Origin of the sequence: Lysinibacillus sp. YS11 (genome assembly GCF_002896375.1) — a bacterium.
Classification (GTDB): domain Bacteria; phylum Bacillota; class Bacilli; order Bacillales_A; family Planococcaceae; genus Lysinibacillus; species Lysinibacillus capsici.
On record NZ_CP026007.1, the window covers coordinates 1,215,121 to 1,229,608 of the forward strand.

The following is a 14,488-nucleotide window of genomic DNA, read 5'->3' on the forward strand; positions in this document are numbered from 1 at the left end:
GATGATGTCAACGGCAAGAAAAGCAATTTCGCAGGGCGAGGTGTTTTCCGTTCCATCATCGTCCTTTCCAAAGGGCGATGATCCTCCCCTGATCATGCTGCAAAACTTCTTTCATGTCTAACAGTAGTGAACAAAATAGCACATATTTTTAAAGTGAAGATAATGAGTCTAACAACCATCCAAATGCTTGGTTTTCAACACGATGAATAGGTTTTTCAAATAACGTTCTTCCTAGCGTCATAATGTAAAATAAATTTTTATTAAAAAAGTATGTTTTTTGAAAAAATAGATATTGTCAATAAAACAATCGTACAGTATACTCTTTAATTGATAATGATTATCGTTGTCGATTATTTCTTAGGAGGAAATGTATGCCAAAATTATCACTGCAAAAAAAGAACTTTTTTGTACTTTTCACACTACTATTAACCTTCGCGTTATTATTAGTTGGGTGTGGGGAGAAAACATCGAACTCCAGTAGTTCACAAGAGAACGACAAAGCAGAAGAAAGCAACACTGAATCAGAATCTTCTAGTCGTGAGATTACACATGCAATGGGTACTACAACGATTGAAGGCACACCTACAAAAATCGTTACACTATATCAAGGCGCAACAGATGTTGCAGTTGCTATGGGCATTAAACCAGTTGGGGTAGTAGAATCTTGGGCAGAAGCGCCTGTTTATAATTATATGAAGAATGAGCTTGATGGCGTTGCAATTGTAGGACAAGAAACACAACCAAACCTTGAAGAAATTGCAAAGCTTAAACCAGATTTAATTATTGCTTCTAAAGTACGTCATGAAGAAATTTATGATCAGTTATCGCAGATTGCACCAACAGTTGCTCATGAAACGGTTTTCGATTTCAAAGGAACAGCTGAAATGATGGGTCAAGCAATGAATCAAGAAGATAAGGTGAATGAATTACTTGGCGATTGGGATACACGAGTAGCTGATTTCCAAACAAAAATCAAAGAGAAGCTTGGCGATAAATGGCCATTCCATGTTTCTGTTGTCAACTTCAGAGCAGACCATGCTCGTATTTATGTGACAGGTTATGCGGGTTCTATTTTATCTGAGCTTGGATTCCAAGGTCCTAAAAATTTAACAGATGATTCTTTAGAAATTGTGAAGCTAACTGACAAGGAAAGCATCACACAAATGAATGCTGATGTTATTTATATGTTTATGGAAAATGATGAGACAGTGAAAAAAACTTATGAAGATTGGACAAACCATCCACTTTGGAAAGAGCTTGACGCAGTGAAAGCGAATCAAGTTTATCAGGTAGATGAAATTAATTGGAATCTAGCAGGTGGTATTACTAGTGCTAATTTAATGCTAGATGATATTTATGACAAGTTTGAATTAGAAAAATAGTGAATGGAGGATGGGCTGTTAAAAGTGTTAGAGAATACTTGAATAACAGCCCTCTCATTGTAGTGTTTGAGCATAATTGAAACCTACATAAGCTAAATTGTGGATCAAGAAAGTTGGCATAACATGAGAATTATTCTTTCCAGTACACCGATGAAACAAATAGGTTTATTCATCAGCTGTTTGATTCTTTTGCTGGCATTTATAATCAGCATAGCTATTGGTCAAACGCCCATACCTTTTTCGTCAATCTATGATGCTATTTTTCATTTTGATGCTGCTAACAAGGAGCATGTCATTATTCGAACATCTAGATTTACAAGAGCTGTGATCGCTACAGTAGTTGGCGCAAGCCTTGCCATTGCGGGCGCATTAATGCGAGCATTAACAAGAAATCCTTTAGCAGCTCCTGATATTTTAGGTATTAATGCAGGGGCCATATTTTTTATTGTCAGTGCTATTACTCTTTTTTCCGTTCAATCTTTAATGAGCTATATGTGGATTGCCTTTTAGGGGCAGGTGCAGCGGGGGCGATGGTTTTTTTCCTAGGCTCATTAGGAAGAGATGGGTTAACACCGATAAAAATAGTATTAGCTGGTGCAGCGATTACAGCTCTATTTGTCTCGTTTACGCAGGGGCTTTTAGTCATCGATGAACAAGGTTTACAAAGTGTCCTGTTTTGGTTAGCGGGTTCTGTATCGGGGCGTAGTATTGAAATGCTCGTGCCTGTCCTACCGTTTATTTTAGGAGTGACAGTCGTGGCAATATTTATGGGGCGTTCAATCAATATTTTACAATCAGGAGATGATATTGCCAAAGGATTAGGACAACGAACAATGCTCACGAAAATCACGCTAGGCATAATTATTATCATACTGGCAGGCAGTTCAGTAGCTGTTGCAGGTTCAATAGGCTTTATTGGCTTGATTGTCCCTCATATGGCGCTCCATCTTGTTGGCACGGATTATCGCTGGATTATTCCCTACAGTGCCGTGTTGGGAGCAATATTGCTACTGTTGGCTGATATTGCGGCAAGATATGTGATTATGCCATTGGAAATGCCGATTGGTGTCATGACAGCCTTAATCGGAGCTCCTTTCTTCATTTATATTGCACGAAAGGGGTTAGCAAAAAATGCCTAATTATGTGTCGGTTCGAACGAAAACTAATCGTATATCTTTTCAAATTGCTAAAAGAACGGCTTGGATTCTACTACTTTTAAGCTTATTATTAGTCCTCATAACGGTTCTTGGTTTATCTGCGGGGAGCGAGTTTATCCATCCTGTCACTGTGGTGAAAGAATTATTAGGCTATGGCAATGGAGATTACGATTTTGTCTTACATACATTAAGGCTCCCGCGTGTGTTGATGGCCTTATTAGTTGGTGCTGCGCTGGGAGTGGCCGGTTTAATTTTACAAGGAATTATCCGTAATCCTCTTGCTGCCCCAGATATTATTGGTATAACGAGCGGAGCATCGATGGGGGCAATTATTTTTATTGTGTACTTTATGGGATCAGTCAGCATTCAATTTTTACCGTTAGCTGCTATATTAGGTGCTGGTATTGTCTCCTTCATCATTTACCTACTATCATGGAGAAAAGGAGTCACACCAATTCGAATGGTACTAATTGGAATTGGCATCTCAGCTTTAGCAAAGGCGGTTGTGACGATGCTGCTTGTAATCAGTAATGTAGCCGCTACAACGAAAGCCTATTTATGGCTGACAGGTAGTTTGTATGGGGCCAATATGCAGGATGTCTTTTTGCTATTACCATGGCTAGTCATTTTAGTGCCACTAACATTTATTTTAGCAAGAACGGTGAATGTGAAGGAATTAGGCGATGAAATAGCGATAGGGCTAGGAGTAAAAGTACAAGTGTATCGTTTACTTTTTCTACTCATTAGTGTCATGCTAGCTGGTTCTGCAGTAGCTTTTGCTGGTAGCATCGCCTTTGTTGGATTAGTGGCTCCTCATATGAGCAGAATGCTTGTTGGGCGTTCCTTTGCAGGATTAATTCCTGTGACAGCTATTATAGGTGGAATCATTGTCATTGTGGCTGATATGGTGGCACGCACAGCCTTTTTACCAAAGGACTTACCTACAGGAGTCTTTACTGCTGCAATTGGCGCACCATTCTTTATTTATTTATTATTTAGAACGCGCAATCAATAAAGCTTCATAATAAAAAAGTTAAAAGCGGGAGAAGAAGGTGACAGGAATTTGAAACATGTCTTAGAAGCACAAAATTTACATGTAAGCTATGGAGAAAATCTTATTTTAGAGGATTTGAATCTTCAAATACCAAAAGGAAAAATTACAGTACTAGTTGGGGCCAACGGTTGTGGAAAATCTACACTACTTCGGACATTTGCACGATTACAAAAAGCGAAGTCGGGTGAAATTTTTTTAGATGAGAATAAACTAGATGCCATTTCAACGAAAGAGGTAGCGAAACGTTTAGCTATTCTACCGCAGGGCCCTGTTGCACCAGAAGGATTAACTGTTCAGCAATTGATTAAGCAAGGTCGTTATCCACACCAAAGTTGGTTAAAGCAATGGTCTACGGAGGATGAAAAAATTGTTAACAATGCGCTTGCAGTAACACAGATGACTGAATTTGCCGATCGTCCAGTAGATGCATTATCAGGTGGTCAGCGGCAACGTGTATGGATTGCTATGACATTAGCGCAAAAAACAGATCTTATTTTACTAGATGAACCTACAACTTATTTAGATATGGCACATCAAGTAGAAATTTTAGATTTACTATTTGATTTAAATGACAAGGAAGGGCGTACTGTCGTTATGGTATTACACGATTTAAATTTAGCCTGTCGCTATGCCCATCATATTGTGGCGGTACGTAATAAACAGGTTTATGCCCAAGGCAAGCCAGAGGAAGTGGTGACAGCAGAGATGGTCCAGGCTGTTTTTCGTATGGATTGTACCATTATTAAAGATCCGCTCTTTGGTACACCTTTATGTGTGCCACATGGCAAGGGGCGAACAGTTCAAACAGTGGAATTAGAGGAGGTAGGGATCTGTTGAGCCTATCACTGTCAGCTGAAGAAACATCCGTGTTACTAAGAGAGTATCGATTGTCGATAGAGCCTGCAGTAGATGCTACATACTCTTTATATGCCAAAAATTTATTGGACAATGAACAAGCTCTAGATTATTTACAAAAAATTGCCCATTTCTTTCAATCGCCTTCTATCCTAGTTACGGCATCGTTGTTTGCGAAGCGCTATAGCGTCTTAACGATAGCTTCAGCCTTCTATGCTATGTCCAGATACGATAAAGGACTACATTGCAGAATTGAAAATATGTGGGTAGAAGCGGAATCTTCAAAACCTTGGCTTCCTACTATTCGGCTAATCGATTGCACAGTGTCTATACCTACTGAAGACCGTGAAAAATGGCGTGATGAGGTTCTTAGAGAAATCTTTGCGAATAATTTAGCGAAGGTTTGGCAGTCATTAGCGAAAATAAGTAAAATTCCAAAAACAATCTTATGGGAAAACACAGCTATTTATGTGAATTGGCTCTATGAAACGAAAATAGGGGAAGGAGCCAGTGAGCAAGAAAAGGCTCGTATACAAGAGGATTATCACTATATTGTAAACCTAGCACCAGGCTCCATTTTTGGAGAGAGAAAAAATCCTTTGACGGACTATTGTGGTCCTAAAGTGACAATTATGGAATCGGAGCAACCTGTACGCTTGAGAAAAACATGTTGTTTCTATTATCATACCTCTGATGAAGCAAATGATTATTGTATCTCCTGTCCAAAAATAAAAAGATAATCATAACAACAAAATCTCTAAACCACCAAAAGTGAGTAAACACTTATAGCATTTCATAGGTGTTTACTCACTTTTATTTTTGACCATCAATACCTGCCATTAAATAAGGAATTGCAGGTTTGATAAATTCTTCGGGCTGTATCTCCTGATTGCTAGTTCTCCATTCTATAGAAGCGCCATAGATTCCCCAGCTTAATATTACAGCAGTCATTTTTAGCGCTTCGTTCTCTGTCGCTGCATTTTGTTTCAATAACATTTTGTAAAAGATAATTTCAAGCTGCTCTCTAATAATGCGAGCAATTGTCTCTTCATAGCCTCTATGACAACGATTAGACAATGACTTTTGAAAATTAGTTATCGCTTTAAAGAGAATAATGAAAGCTCCTTCATTAAGTTCGTTATGCTGTAGAAAGTCATCATTCAAATTAATTAATAATACTTCTGATAGGACCTTCTCTAACAAATCATATATATCTTCAAAGTGATAATAAAAAGTCGCACGATTAATCATGGCCTCTGTCGTAATATCCTTAACCGTTATATCCTTGAACTCTTTTTTACTAGAAAGTGCAATGAAAGAATCCATGATTAATTTACGAGTCCGTATAACACGAAGATCTGTCTTAGATGAGGTCATTACTTACACTCCTTTTTAAACAATTTCTTCAAAGTGTTGTATAAACAACAATTCAAATAGATTATTGGTTTATTGATGATTTTATTATGAATAAAATACAACTGTAAGGCAAATAAGAGAGTTATATATTTATTCTTAATGAAAGTAAGAAAAGGGGATAGTCTATTGAAGAATCATCCAATGGTTTGTGATTTAGAGACAGGTGTATGTGGAGTAGCTGGCGAGGAGGAATTGGGGATAATTGATTTTAATCAACCAAAGAAATCCATTGAAGTATACTATGTAACGGATCCAATATGTTCTCATTGTTGGGCACTCGAACCCGTTCTTCGACGTTTTATCGAGCAGTACGGACACTATTTTAACTTTCATACGATTATGGGAGGATTACTAGAAAAATGGGGTGATGGTCCAGTAGACCCTGCTAATGGAATATCTGGACCTGCCGACGTTGTAGGACACTGGAGAGAAGTTGGAGAATATTATCGCATGCCAATAGATGGAACAGTGATGATGAACAATCCAGTGCAATCATCCTATCCACCATCTCGTGTTTTTAAAGTGATTCAAAAAAATCAGCATGATGCTATAGCATTTGAATATTTGCGCAGAGCAAGAGAAGCGCTATTCGTATTTAATCAAAATATTGCAGATAAATCCGTTATGATTGACATTGTAAATAGACTGGGGCTTGATGGAGCGGCTATTGTAAACGAATCAGAACAAACAAGCGGGCAACAGTTATTAAATGAAGATTTTGACCTTGCAAGAAATCTGGGCGTAAGAGGATTTCCAACTATTATTATAATGAATGAAGATAATAAAGGGTTGAAAATTGTTGGTGGGCGTCCATTTGTAAACTATGTGGAAGGACTAAAACAGGTTCTCAATTTTGAAGAGCTGCAACCAAAACAACAGCCATCTCTTTTAAGCTTGCTTGAAAAAGAAAAGCTTCTATTTTCGAAAGAAATTGAAGTCATGTATGATTTGGAAAAGTCAGAGGTTATATCTTATGTGAAAAAAGAGCTTTCATCAGATCAATATGAAATGAAGGAAATACTTGGTGAATGTTATATTACTACTAAATAATGAGGAGAATGACAATGACATACGTATTACAAGTAGATTTTAAATTGGATGGACCATTTGGTGATTTGATGGCAGAAGCGTTTTCTGACTTAGCAAAAAGTATTTATGAAGAGGAAGGACTTTTATGGAAAATTTGGACAGAGAGCCCTGAAACAAACGAAGCGGGCGGCATCTATCTATTTGAATCAAAACGCACAGCTGAACAATATATAGCAATGCATTCAAAAAGGCTAGCTGAATTTGGAATCCCTACGATCAACGCAAAAATCTTTGCTATCAATTCAAAACTGACTGAAGTTACGAAAGGTCCAATAAAACAATTAAAAAATCACTGATGCATCATAGAATTACTAGCTAATTCAAAGGAGTCTAATTTCTAATTAAGAAGTTAGGCTTTTATTTTATGAATGTATAAATATTCTGAATATTGTGAGGTTGAACCAATTGCGTTGTAGCGTTTACAATAGTTTTATATCACGTTTATGTTATAAAAACATGAATAATTTGAGTGTTTTTCTGTTTAATGCTCAATACTTCAAAGCTTTTAAAATCGTTCTATAGCAGAAGGAGGGATGAGATATTGAATGAAAACAACATATTTTTGCTTATATAGTAGTTCAACAATTGATAAATAAATGTTTCTTATAAACACTATTTTAATTGTTGTTATGCAAAATACATAAATTATTGAGATTAAAAGAGATGAGGTTTTATAAAAAAATGAAAAAGTATTCTGTTGCTACATATTTTTACTTCATTATTCCGTCTTTAATTGGTGTCTTTCTATTTATGACCCCCATTTTAACGGAAGAGGGCTGGAAAGTACCCATTGCCATATTAGCCAATGTTTTAGCGGGGATTGTGGCCCCGATCATTAGCTATTTTACAATTGGAATGTTTGCCATCTCTGCAATTGGTGCACTGATAGCGAAATTTATCCCTCGTAAAAATGCTAAAGAACCTAGTATGTTGGATACATTGTTTTATGTTAATTGGTTTTGGACAATTACTCGTATTATCGGTTTAGCCTTTGCTTCAATGGTGGTCTTCAATTTTGGACCTTCTGCCATCAATAATGAAAATACGGGTGGACTTCTCATGGATCCAAATGAGGGACTTGTGACGTTTTTATTTACCATTTTTTTGTTTGCGGGTTTCCTTTTACCATTTTTAACAAACTTCGGTTTACTTGAATTTTTCGGGACAATGATGGTGAAAATTATGCGGCCACTGTTTAAAAGTCCAGGGCGTTCTTCAATCGATGCTCTTACGTCATGGGTAGGTGATGGCACAATAGGTGTGTTAATGACCAGTAAACAATATGAGATGGGGAACTACACAAAAAAAGAAGCTGCGATTATTGCCACAAGTTTCTCAGTAGTGTCCATCACATTCTGTATCGTTGTATTGGATACTGTACATTTGGCACGCTATTTTATTCCTTATTATTTGACAGTAGTCCTTTGTGGAATTGTATTAGCCATTATTATGCCTCGAATCTATCCACTTGCGAAAAAGGAGGATACGTATATAGATGGGACACCAGTGGATTATTCACGTGAGAAATTACCAGATGGCTATAATTCTGTTTCACATGGTTTAGAAAATGCACTTGCTGTTGCACATGCAAATCGTGATCCTCGACAATTTTTCAAAGATGGCTCTAGAAATGTAATTGATTTATGGGTAGGTGTGGCCCCTATCGTTATGGCTTTTGGGACAATTGCCTTAATGCTTGCTGAATTTACAAGTATTTTTGCGATTTTAGGAAAACCGTTTGAACCAATTTTAACCGTCCTCGGCTTGCCTGAAGCGGCTGAAGCAGCGCAAACAATGGTCGTAGGCTTTGCCGATATGTTTCTACCCTCTATTTTAGGTGCAGGGATTGAATCGGAAGTTACTAGATTTGTTATCGCTGTTGTTTCTGTGTCACAGCTGATCTATATGTCTGAGGTAGGTGGACTTATTTTAGGTACAAAAATTCCATTGAAGTTTTTGGATTTAGTCGTCTTATTTATACTACGTACGCTTATTTCTCTTCCAATTGCAGCATTGGTTGGTCATCTACTCTTCTAACTAAAATGCCAAGTCTTAAATGGACTTGGCATTTTTCATAAACAGATTGTGATCGATTTTCTTTAGACGTCTCCATAACGTAAGCATGTAGATAAAGAGTACAAAAATGATAAGATAGGCACTTAACATGGAGCCTTCCGTATTTCCCATAATGTTGAAGAAATTATTCAGTCCATGGAAAATAATTGTTACGATAATTGATTGACCTTCCAATACAAGTAAAGCTAGAACAAGGCCAACTAAAAGAGCATAGATGATTTGAAGAATCGTATCTTCTAGAGATTGGCCACCTAGTAATTGTAACGCATGTGTGACGCCAAACAATATACTAGAAATCCAGACAGCAGAAAAAGCCCCTTTTGCTAATAGCATGCGTAGCATAATGCCTCTAAATACAGACTCCTCAATAAACGCTACTATGAAAATTTGCATGATAAACATGACAATTAAATCACTAATAGATGTCATATTCAATCCTTTTGTGCTTACTAAGATGATGCCTAAAATAAGAAGAAGTGGTAAGGTGATGAAGAAATGATTCTTTTTAATAGGATAAAAGAAATATACTCTCCATTTCTTTTTCGCCGCTATATACATGAAGAGCCCTAATGCAAATGGGATTAACAGCGCAAACTGTAGAAAAGGGCTTAAAGGTTGTTTGATAGAAACAAAGGCACCATTTAAAACATAGAAAAATATGAGTAGAGACTCTAAACCAATTATTTTTATCAACATTTTTGGGTTCATGTTATTATCTTCCTCCTATTCTATTTATACAGGATTGACAGAAACCTTTCGCATACTAGCTGAAATAACTAGATAGAGGAAAATACTAAAAACAAACATGCTCCCTAAAATCGCTAATATAGATGAATTGGCTAATAGTTTATACAACGGAGAATACCATTCAAAGATCACCATTAATATAGGTATTAATGCAAGGAAACCAATTAAGCTATAGCCTCCTAGTATGCCTAAACGATAAAAAACAACGTTAAGGAGAAGGCCAGAACTTAGACAAAATAAAAGCAAGACCGTATCCAATACTACTGTTTGTAAAAATGAATGGGTAATATCAAAAAATAAGATAGGGTGGATGATAATAATATCTTTGATTTTGAATAGGGTAGAAACATAAGAAATGATTTGATGAGCACACGCAATAATCAAGGCACCGACCAGACTCCAGCTGATACAAAATAGCCCGACATACAACATATATTGCTGACGACTTAATCCTAGCTTTAAAAAATAGGGTAAGGTTTTATTGAGAAGTTTTGTTGCCATCATACTGTAAAAAATATAAACAGGAATTGAAATAGTCATAGCAAATGATACATATTGACCAAAAAATGCATCTAAGAAAAATGACAAAAGCACGATAGAAAATAAAATGCTCCAAAAAATAATATTTTGCTTCTTATAGCTTTGAAATAAGATATAAAAACTGCCTTTCATCGTGTTCATCGCCCCGGCCTCACTTTCTGTTTACTTAAATAGACGAGCATATCTTGAAGAGAGACAGATTCAAGCGTAATGTTCTGATCTTCAATGGATTGACCATTTGCGAAGACAATAGCTGTCATCTCTTGCATAAATGTATGTTGATAGATTACTTGTAAATCCTCAATTGCTCTCTCAACATCTGAGGCATTGCCTTTTACAGCCACAATATGCTCTCGCCATTCATCAGTGGTCTTTTGGAGCAAAAGTTCGCCCTCATGTAGAATGAAAATTTCCTCAAATAGCTCGCTTGCCTCATCGATTAAATGTGTAGATAGAATAAATAATCGCGGATTTTCTGTTTGCTGCTCAATTAACAAATCATAAAACATATTACGCGCTGCTACATCTAAACCGATATAAGGTTCATCAAATATAGTTATAGCTGTACAACTCGCAAAGCCTGTAATAATTCCAAGTGCAGAGACCATCCCTTTTGAAAGATTACGCACTTTATCTTTTGGATTCAGGGCAAATACTTGTAGCAGTTCTTGAGCTAGCTCTTCATCCCATTTTGGATAAAAGAAGTGATTGGCCTTTAATGTTTGGGCAATGGTCATTTCTTCTTGAAAGTTGCCACTTTCAGCGACAAAGCAAACATCACGTAATGTGGAAGGGGCATTGAAGACATTTTCTCCGTTAACTAAAATTTCTCCGCTTGTTGTAGAGATGAGGCCTGATAATAAATTTAAAAAAGTTGTTTTACCAGCTCCATTGTGACCTAAAAGGCCAATAATCTTTGGTCCCTCCATGGTGAAAGAGATATTTTTCAAAGCTGCTTTATGTTTATAGGATTTCGTGACATTGCTCACATTAATTTTCATTCATGATCCCCCTAGTATCAATTTTTGTAACTCTTCATCTGAAATGCCTAGACGTCTTGCTTCCTTTTTCAATGGTTCAATATGTTGCTGGAAAAAGCTTTCTTTACGCTCAGTAATTAAAATATTTTTGGCGTCTGCATGTACAAACATACCGACACCTCTCTTTTTATAAATGACGCCCTTATCCACTAATTCATTCACGCCTTTCCCAGCAGTTGCAGGATTAATCTGGTATTCTTTTGCAAACTCATTTGTAGATGGAATGCGATCTTCAGGCTGTAGCTGTCCATCTAGAATGGCATCTTCTATTCTTTCACGTATTTGTTGGAAAATGGGCTTTTCGTTATTTAAAGAATGAATCACAATCCACCTCACTTGTTAGTTGGTTAATTACTTGTGTAACTAACCATATAACTTATGGCATCCATTGTCAATGATTTGGTAAAAAAATGTACAAAAATTTTTACATGAAAAAAACCTTCTCATTCTTGAGAGGGCTCTAAGTAAACTAAATATATGAACATGTTATTCATGAAAAAAATTCCTTCACTTTCTATATTTGAAAATAGATTGCATCACAAAATATTATCAAAAAATCCTAGTAACTTGGCAAGAGTTCCATTTTTGCATATGTGTCACATAACCACTATGCATATACTGTGGCAAGAGGGGGGGAGGTGAGCTTTTATGAGAATTAATTGGAAGGTTCGTCTTCAACATATTCCATTTCTACTAGGGCTATTTTCATTGTTGCTCTTACTCGCACAACAAGTGGCTGCAATTTTTGGCTATGATTTTACAGGTGTGATGAGTGAGCAAATATCATCTATTTTAAATACAGTCTTATCCATTTTTGTGTTAATGGGGGTCATTGTCGATCCAACCACACGTGGCACTAGTGATAGTGAACGTGCCTTAATGTATCGGAGACCGAGATAAAATGAACAAAAAGTGTAATTTTACAATAAGGATAAATATGTTATAATGTTAGAAAATTGATAAAGTGGGGAGGATGATTGAATGTCCCTTGAATTGGAGCGCAGAATTGCGAAGCTCGAGGAGGAAATGGCAGATTTACGTCAGGAGTTGTCAATATTAAAAGGTTCGCAAAGCACTGAAAAAAATAATACTCTTGATGCCAGACAGTCGATGATCAAGCAATCAGAACCAATTAAACCAAAACCAGTACTGGAGTCGAAGCCTATCCCGACTAAAGTAGCGGAAAAAGAAGTGCAACCACAGCCATCGATGGAGGAACGTGTTATGTGGGCACTTCCAAAAGTATTCATGGTTATTTTAGTAATGGGCGTACTTTGGGGTCTAAAACTTGTCAGTGACTATGGCTATTTATCGGATGGCGTGAAAATCATCCTTGCCTATGTACTATCGTTGGGATTGGCGGTTATTGCCTATGTACTAGAGCGTAGGAAAGTAGGCTCATCGGCTATAACGATTTCTTTATATGGTGGGGCATTTATTGTCGGTATTTTAACAACCGCAGCAAGTGCCATATTATATGAAATCATTGGTCTTATTCCAGCACTAGGCATTACGCTGCTTTATATTGGCTATGGTATTGCTATTAGCTATTTGAAGAAAAATGAAGCACTAACTGTTTTTGTTGCCTTTACATCATTATTACTACCTTACTTACTAGAATATATGGATTTTAGTGCTGTCATTATTTTATTATTTGTGGTCGTATTGTTTGCTGCATTGCAATTAGTTATTTACCAGCACAAGCAAAAACTAGCCCTTTATATCGCCACATTCTTTTCAGTGCTAGCAGTGAGTGTTGTAGCATTTATGAATAGTGATCAACAAGTAGTTTTTGCACTTGGCTTACTTGTAATTCTAGCAATCTTTTATGCAATATGGTGTTTACTGTATAACGCACAATCCAAATGGAAGCCACTTCACATTGGACTCCAATTTTCTTTAGGCTCATTTAGTTTATTACTGCTGAATTTAATCATTCGTTCTCTTGAAAATGGAGAAATGCTACTCCTCATTTTAATGGCTTTATTTGGCGCTGTAGCGTTTTATAGCTATCGTCAAAAATGGCAGGAGGTACTGGATAGTGCTGTGACACTTGTGTTTATCACCTTCTGTAATATGATACTTCTATTGAATATTCCGAATAAAGTGGATGATTTATTGTATCCTTTGATTGCATTTGCAGGCGTGATGATGAGCTTACGAATACGTGCAAGTATGATGAAGGTCGTTACTTCACTTTCCCTTGTGATGACATTTACACTAAACTTTGTTTTCCATGAACCAAATCCATTTTTCAGCATCGATCATCTAAGCTTATTTATGCCAATCATCTATTTCATCATTATTTATTTATATGCAAGACGTCCAAAAGAGACACTCTCACCTTTTGAAAAGGTCATGAAGGATTTGTATGTAATCGATATTTTAGCAGTGGTCACAGCTGGCTATTTCTTAGCCTATATTAGCAAGCTAGATGCCGTATACTTTACAGCCACAAATGGCATTCCATATATGGTGTGTATCGTACTAGCTGTCTTATTTACTGGTTCTTTATTTGTAGAGGAAACTTACAAAGGACGTGCATTAACACCAGTACTTGGTGCATTTTTCCTACTAGTCTCCTTGATGATCAGCACTAGAGTGTCAATGTTGGAAAGCTTAAACACTATCACTAGATTAATTTATTTAGCAGTGATTGTAGCGATTGTCGCTGATGTGCTTGTAAAAGGAATTATTTATCGATTGTACGAGGACCGTCTGGGGAAATATGTGGACGCCATTGTAAGTACGGGGATTGTGCTCACGATGATTTCGATATGGGGACTGATCCATCAGTTTACATTTAACAACGCACTTGATTGGAAGCTAAGTATCGCTCTTACAACTATTACATTATTCTTAACTGCTAGTGTATCACTATGGATTAGTTCCACACATCATTTAAAAACATTGCGCACAACAGGCTTTATTATTTTAGTTATCGCATTTATTAAGCTAATTTTCTTTGACTTATCTGCCCTTGATTTACTGATTAGAGCTGTTCTATTTATTACCATTGGTGGTATTGGAATGCTATTGTCGGGTAGGTTGTTGAGGAAAAATGAATAAAGTTAGTGTGTATAGATATTAGTAAATAGTAATATTAAAAATGTCAAAGCGTTATTTAAAAAG

The 14,488-nt window shown here is 36.6% G+C and carries 14 protein-coding genes and 1 pseudogene; 10 read left to right on the top strand and 5 right to left on the bottom strand.

Annotation, left to right across the window (positions count from 1 at the left end; translation table 11 throughout):
* The first annotated feature begins 371 nt into the window (after positions 1-371).
* The 5 genes and pseudogenes from LBYS11_RS05640 (at position 372) to LBYS11_RS05660 (ending at position 5,188) form a co-directional block, all read left to right on the top strand.
* Entirely contained in the window at positions 372-1,382 is a 1,011-nt protein-coding gene (locus LBYS11_RS05640) for an ABC transporter substrate-binding protein (protein WP_048391385.1), read from the top strand.
* A 150-nt stretch (positions 1,383-1,532) separates the two neighbouring features.
* Positions 1,533-2,521 (top strand): annotated as a pseudogene (locus LBYS11_RS05645) (FecCD family ABC transporter permease).
* Positions 2,514-3,554, top strand: a complete 1,041-nt coding sequence (locus tag LBYS11_RS05650) for a FecCD family ABC transporter permease (RefSeq protein ID WP_103117615.1) — start codon at positions 2,514-2,516, stop codon at positions 3,552-3,554. The pseudogene LBYS11_RS05645 and the gene LBYS11_RS05650 overlap by 8 nt, the downstream one beginning before the upstream one ends.
* A 48-nt stretch (positions 3,555-3,602) precedes the next feature.
* Complete coding sequence (locus tag LBYS11_RS05655) at positions 3,603-4,430, top strand: ABC transporter ATP-binding protein (RefSeq protein WP_054550571.1); 828 nt, start codon at positions 3,603-3,605, stop codon at positions 4,428-4,430.
* Positions 4,427-5,188, top strand: a complete 762-nt coding sequence (locus LBYS11_RS05660) for an IucA/IucC family C-terminal-domain containing protein (protein WP_103117616.1) — start codon at positions 4,427-4,429, stop codon at positions 5,186-5,188. Before LBYS11_RS05655 ends, LBYS11_RS05660 begins: the two co-directional genes overlap by 4 nt.
* A 73-nt stretch (positions 5,189-5,261) precedes the next feature.
* Here the strand turns inward: LBYS11_RS05660 and LBYS11_RS05665 are convergent, their stop codons facing one another.
* The gene (locus LBYS11_RS05665; RefSeq protein ID WP_103117617.1) at positions 5,262-5,825 is read right to left on the bottom strand and encodes a TetR/AcrR family transcriptional regulator; all 564 of its coding nucleotides are present in this window, start codon (positions 5,823-5,825) and stop codon (positions 5,262-5,264) included.
* A gap of 165 nt (positions 5,826-5,990) precedes the next feature.
* Between LBYS11_RS05665 and LBYS11_RS05670 the strand changes: the two genes are divergently transcribed.
* From LBYS11_RS05670 to LBYS11_RS05680, 3 genes are all read left to right on the top strand, one after another.
* Positions 5,991-6,914 (top strand): DsbA family protein, encoded by a 924-nt coding sequence (locus LBYS11_RS05670; RefSeq protein ID WP_103117618.1) that lies wholly within the window; start codon positions 5,991-5,993, stop codon positions 6,912-6,914.
* A 14-nt stretch (positions 6,915-6,928) separates the two neighbouring features.
* The gene (locus tag LBYS11_RS05675; RefSeq protein ID WP_103117619.1) at positions 6,929-7,249 is read left to right on the top strand and encodes a monooxygenase; all 321 of its coding nucleotides are present in this window, start codon (positions 6,929-6,931) and stop codon (positions 7,247-7,249) included.
* Between the two features lie 385 nt (positions 7,250-7,634).
* Positions 7,635-8,990, top strand: a complete 1,356-nt coding sequence (locus LBYS11_RS05680) for a YjiH family protein (RefSeq protein WP_103117620.1) — start codon at positions 7,635-7,637, stop codon at positions 8,988-8,990.
* Between the two features lie 15 nt (positions 8,991-9,005).
* Here the strand turns inward: LBYS11_RS05680 and LBYS11_RS05685 are convergent, their stop codons facing one another.
* From LBYS11_RS05685 to LBYS11_RS05700, 4 genes are read right to left on the bottom strand one after another with little or no spacing between them, the layout of a single operon-like run.
* A complete protein-coding gene (locus tag LBYS11_RS05685) occupies positions 9,006-9,737 on the bottom strand; it encodes a CPBP family intramembrane glutamic endopeptidase (protein ID WP_048391371.1) in 732 nt (243 codons plus the stop codon).
* A gap of 24 nt (positions 9,738-9,761) precedes the next feature.
* Entirely contained in the window at positions 9,762-10,457 is a 696-nt protein-coding gene (locus LBYS11_RS05690; RefSeq protein WP_103117621.1) for a hypothetical protein, read from the bottom strand.
* Positions 10,454-11,317 carry an ABC transporter ATP-binding protein gene (locus LBYS11_RS05695; RefSeq protein ID WP_103117622.1) on the bottom strand — a complete coding sequence of 288 codons (864 nt, stop codon included), beginning with the start codon at positions 11,315-11,317 and terminating at the stop codon, positions 10,454-10,456. The genes LBYS11_RS05690 and LBYS11_RS05695 overlap by 4 nt, the downstream gene beginning before the upstream one ends.
* A complete protein-coding gene (locus LBYS11_RS05700) occupies positions 11,318-11,680 on the bottom strand; it encodes a GntR family transcriptional regulator (RefSeq protein WP_048391366.1) in 363 nt (120 codons plus the stop codon). It lies immediately after the preceding gene.
* Between the two features lie 324 nt (positions 11,681-12,004).
* On the opposite strand from LBYS11_RS05700, the gene LBYS11_RS05705 reads away from it, so the two are divergent.
* Together LBYS11_RS05705 and LBYS11_RS05710 are read left to right on the top strand one after the other, a co-directional pair.
* On the top strand, positions 12,005-12,256 hold the full coding sequence (locus LBYS11_RS05705) for a phage holin (RefSeq protein ID WP_048391360.1): 252 nt from the start codon (positions 12,005-12,007) through the stop codon (positions 12,254-12,256).
* Positions 12,257-12,337: 81 nt separating this feature from the next.
* Positions 12,338-14,425, top strand: coding sequence for a DUF2339 domain-containing protein (locus LBYS11_RS05710; protein ID WP_103117623.1), 2,088 nt, complete (start codon positions 12,338-12,340; stop codon positions 14,423-14,425).
* Positions 14,426-14,488 lie beyond the last annotated feature (63 nt).

Excerpts from the sequence above, each read along its gene's own strand:
- LBYS11_RS05675 (WP_103117619.1), top strand. The coding sequence starts at position 6,929 with ATGACATACGTATTACAAGTAGATTTTAAATTGGATGGACCATTTGGT.
- LBYS11_RS05695 (WP_103117622.1), bottom strand. The coding sequence starts at position 11,317 with ATGAAAATTAATGTGAGCAATGTCACGAAATCCTATAAACATAAAGCA.
- LBYS11_RS05705 (WP_048391360.1), top strand. The coding sequence starts at position 12,005 with ATGAGAATTAATTGGAAGGTTCGTCTTCAACATATTCCATTTCTACTA.
- LBYS11_RS05690 (WP_103117621.1), bottom strand. The coding sequence starts at position 10,457 with ATGAACACGATGAAAGGCAGTTTTTATATCTTATTTCAAAGCTATAAG.
- LBYS11_RS05680 (WP_103117620.1), top strand. The coding sequence starts at position 7,635 with ATGAAAAAGTATTCTGTTGCTACATATTTTTACTTCATTATTCCGTCT.
- LBYS11_RS05665 (WP_103117617.1), bottom strand. The coding sequence starts at position 5,825 with ATGACCTCATCTAAGACAGATCTTCGTGTTATACGGACTCGTAAATTA.
- LBYS11_RS05650 (WP_103117615.1), top strand. The coding sequence starts at position 2,514 with ATGCCTAATTATGTGTCGGTTCGAACGAAAACTAATCGTATATCTTTT.
- LBYS11_RS05710 (WP_103117623.1), top strand. The coding sequence starts at position 12,338 with ATGTCCCTTGAATTGGAGCGCAGAATTGCGAAGCTCGAGGAGGAAATG.
- LBYS11_RS05685 (WP_048391371.1), bottom strand. The coding sequence starts at position 9,737 with ATGAACCCAAAAATGTTGATAAAAATAATTGGTTTAGAGTCTCTACTC.
- LBYS11_RS05640 (WP_048391385.1), top strand. The coding sequence starts at position 372 with ATGCCAAAATTATCACTGCAAAAAAAGAACTTTTTTGTACTTTTCACA.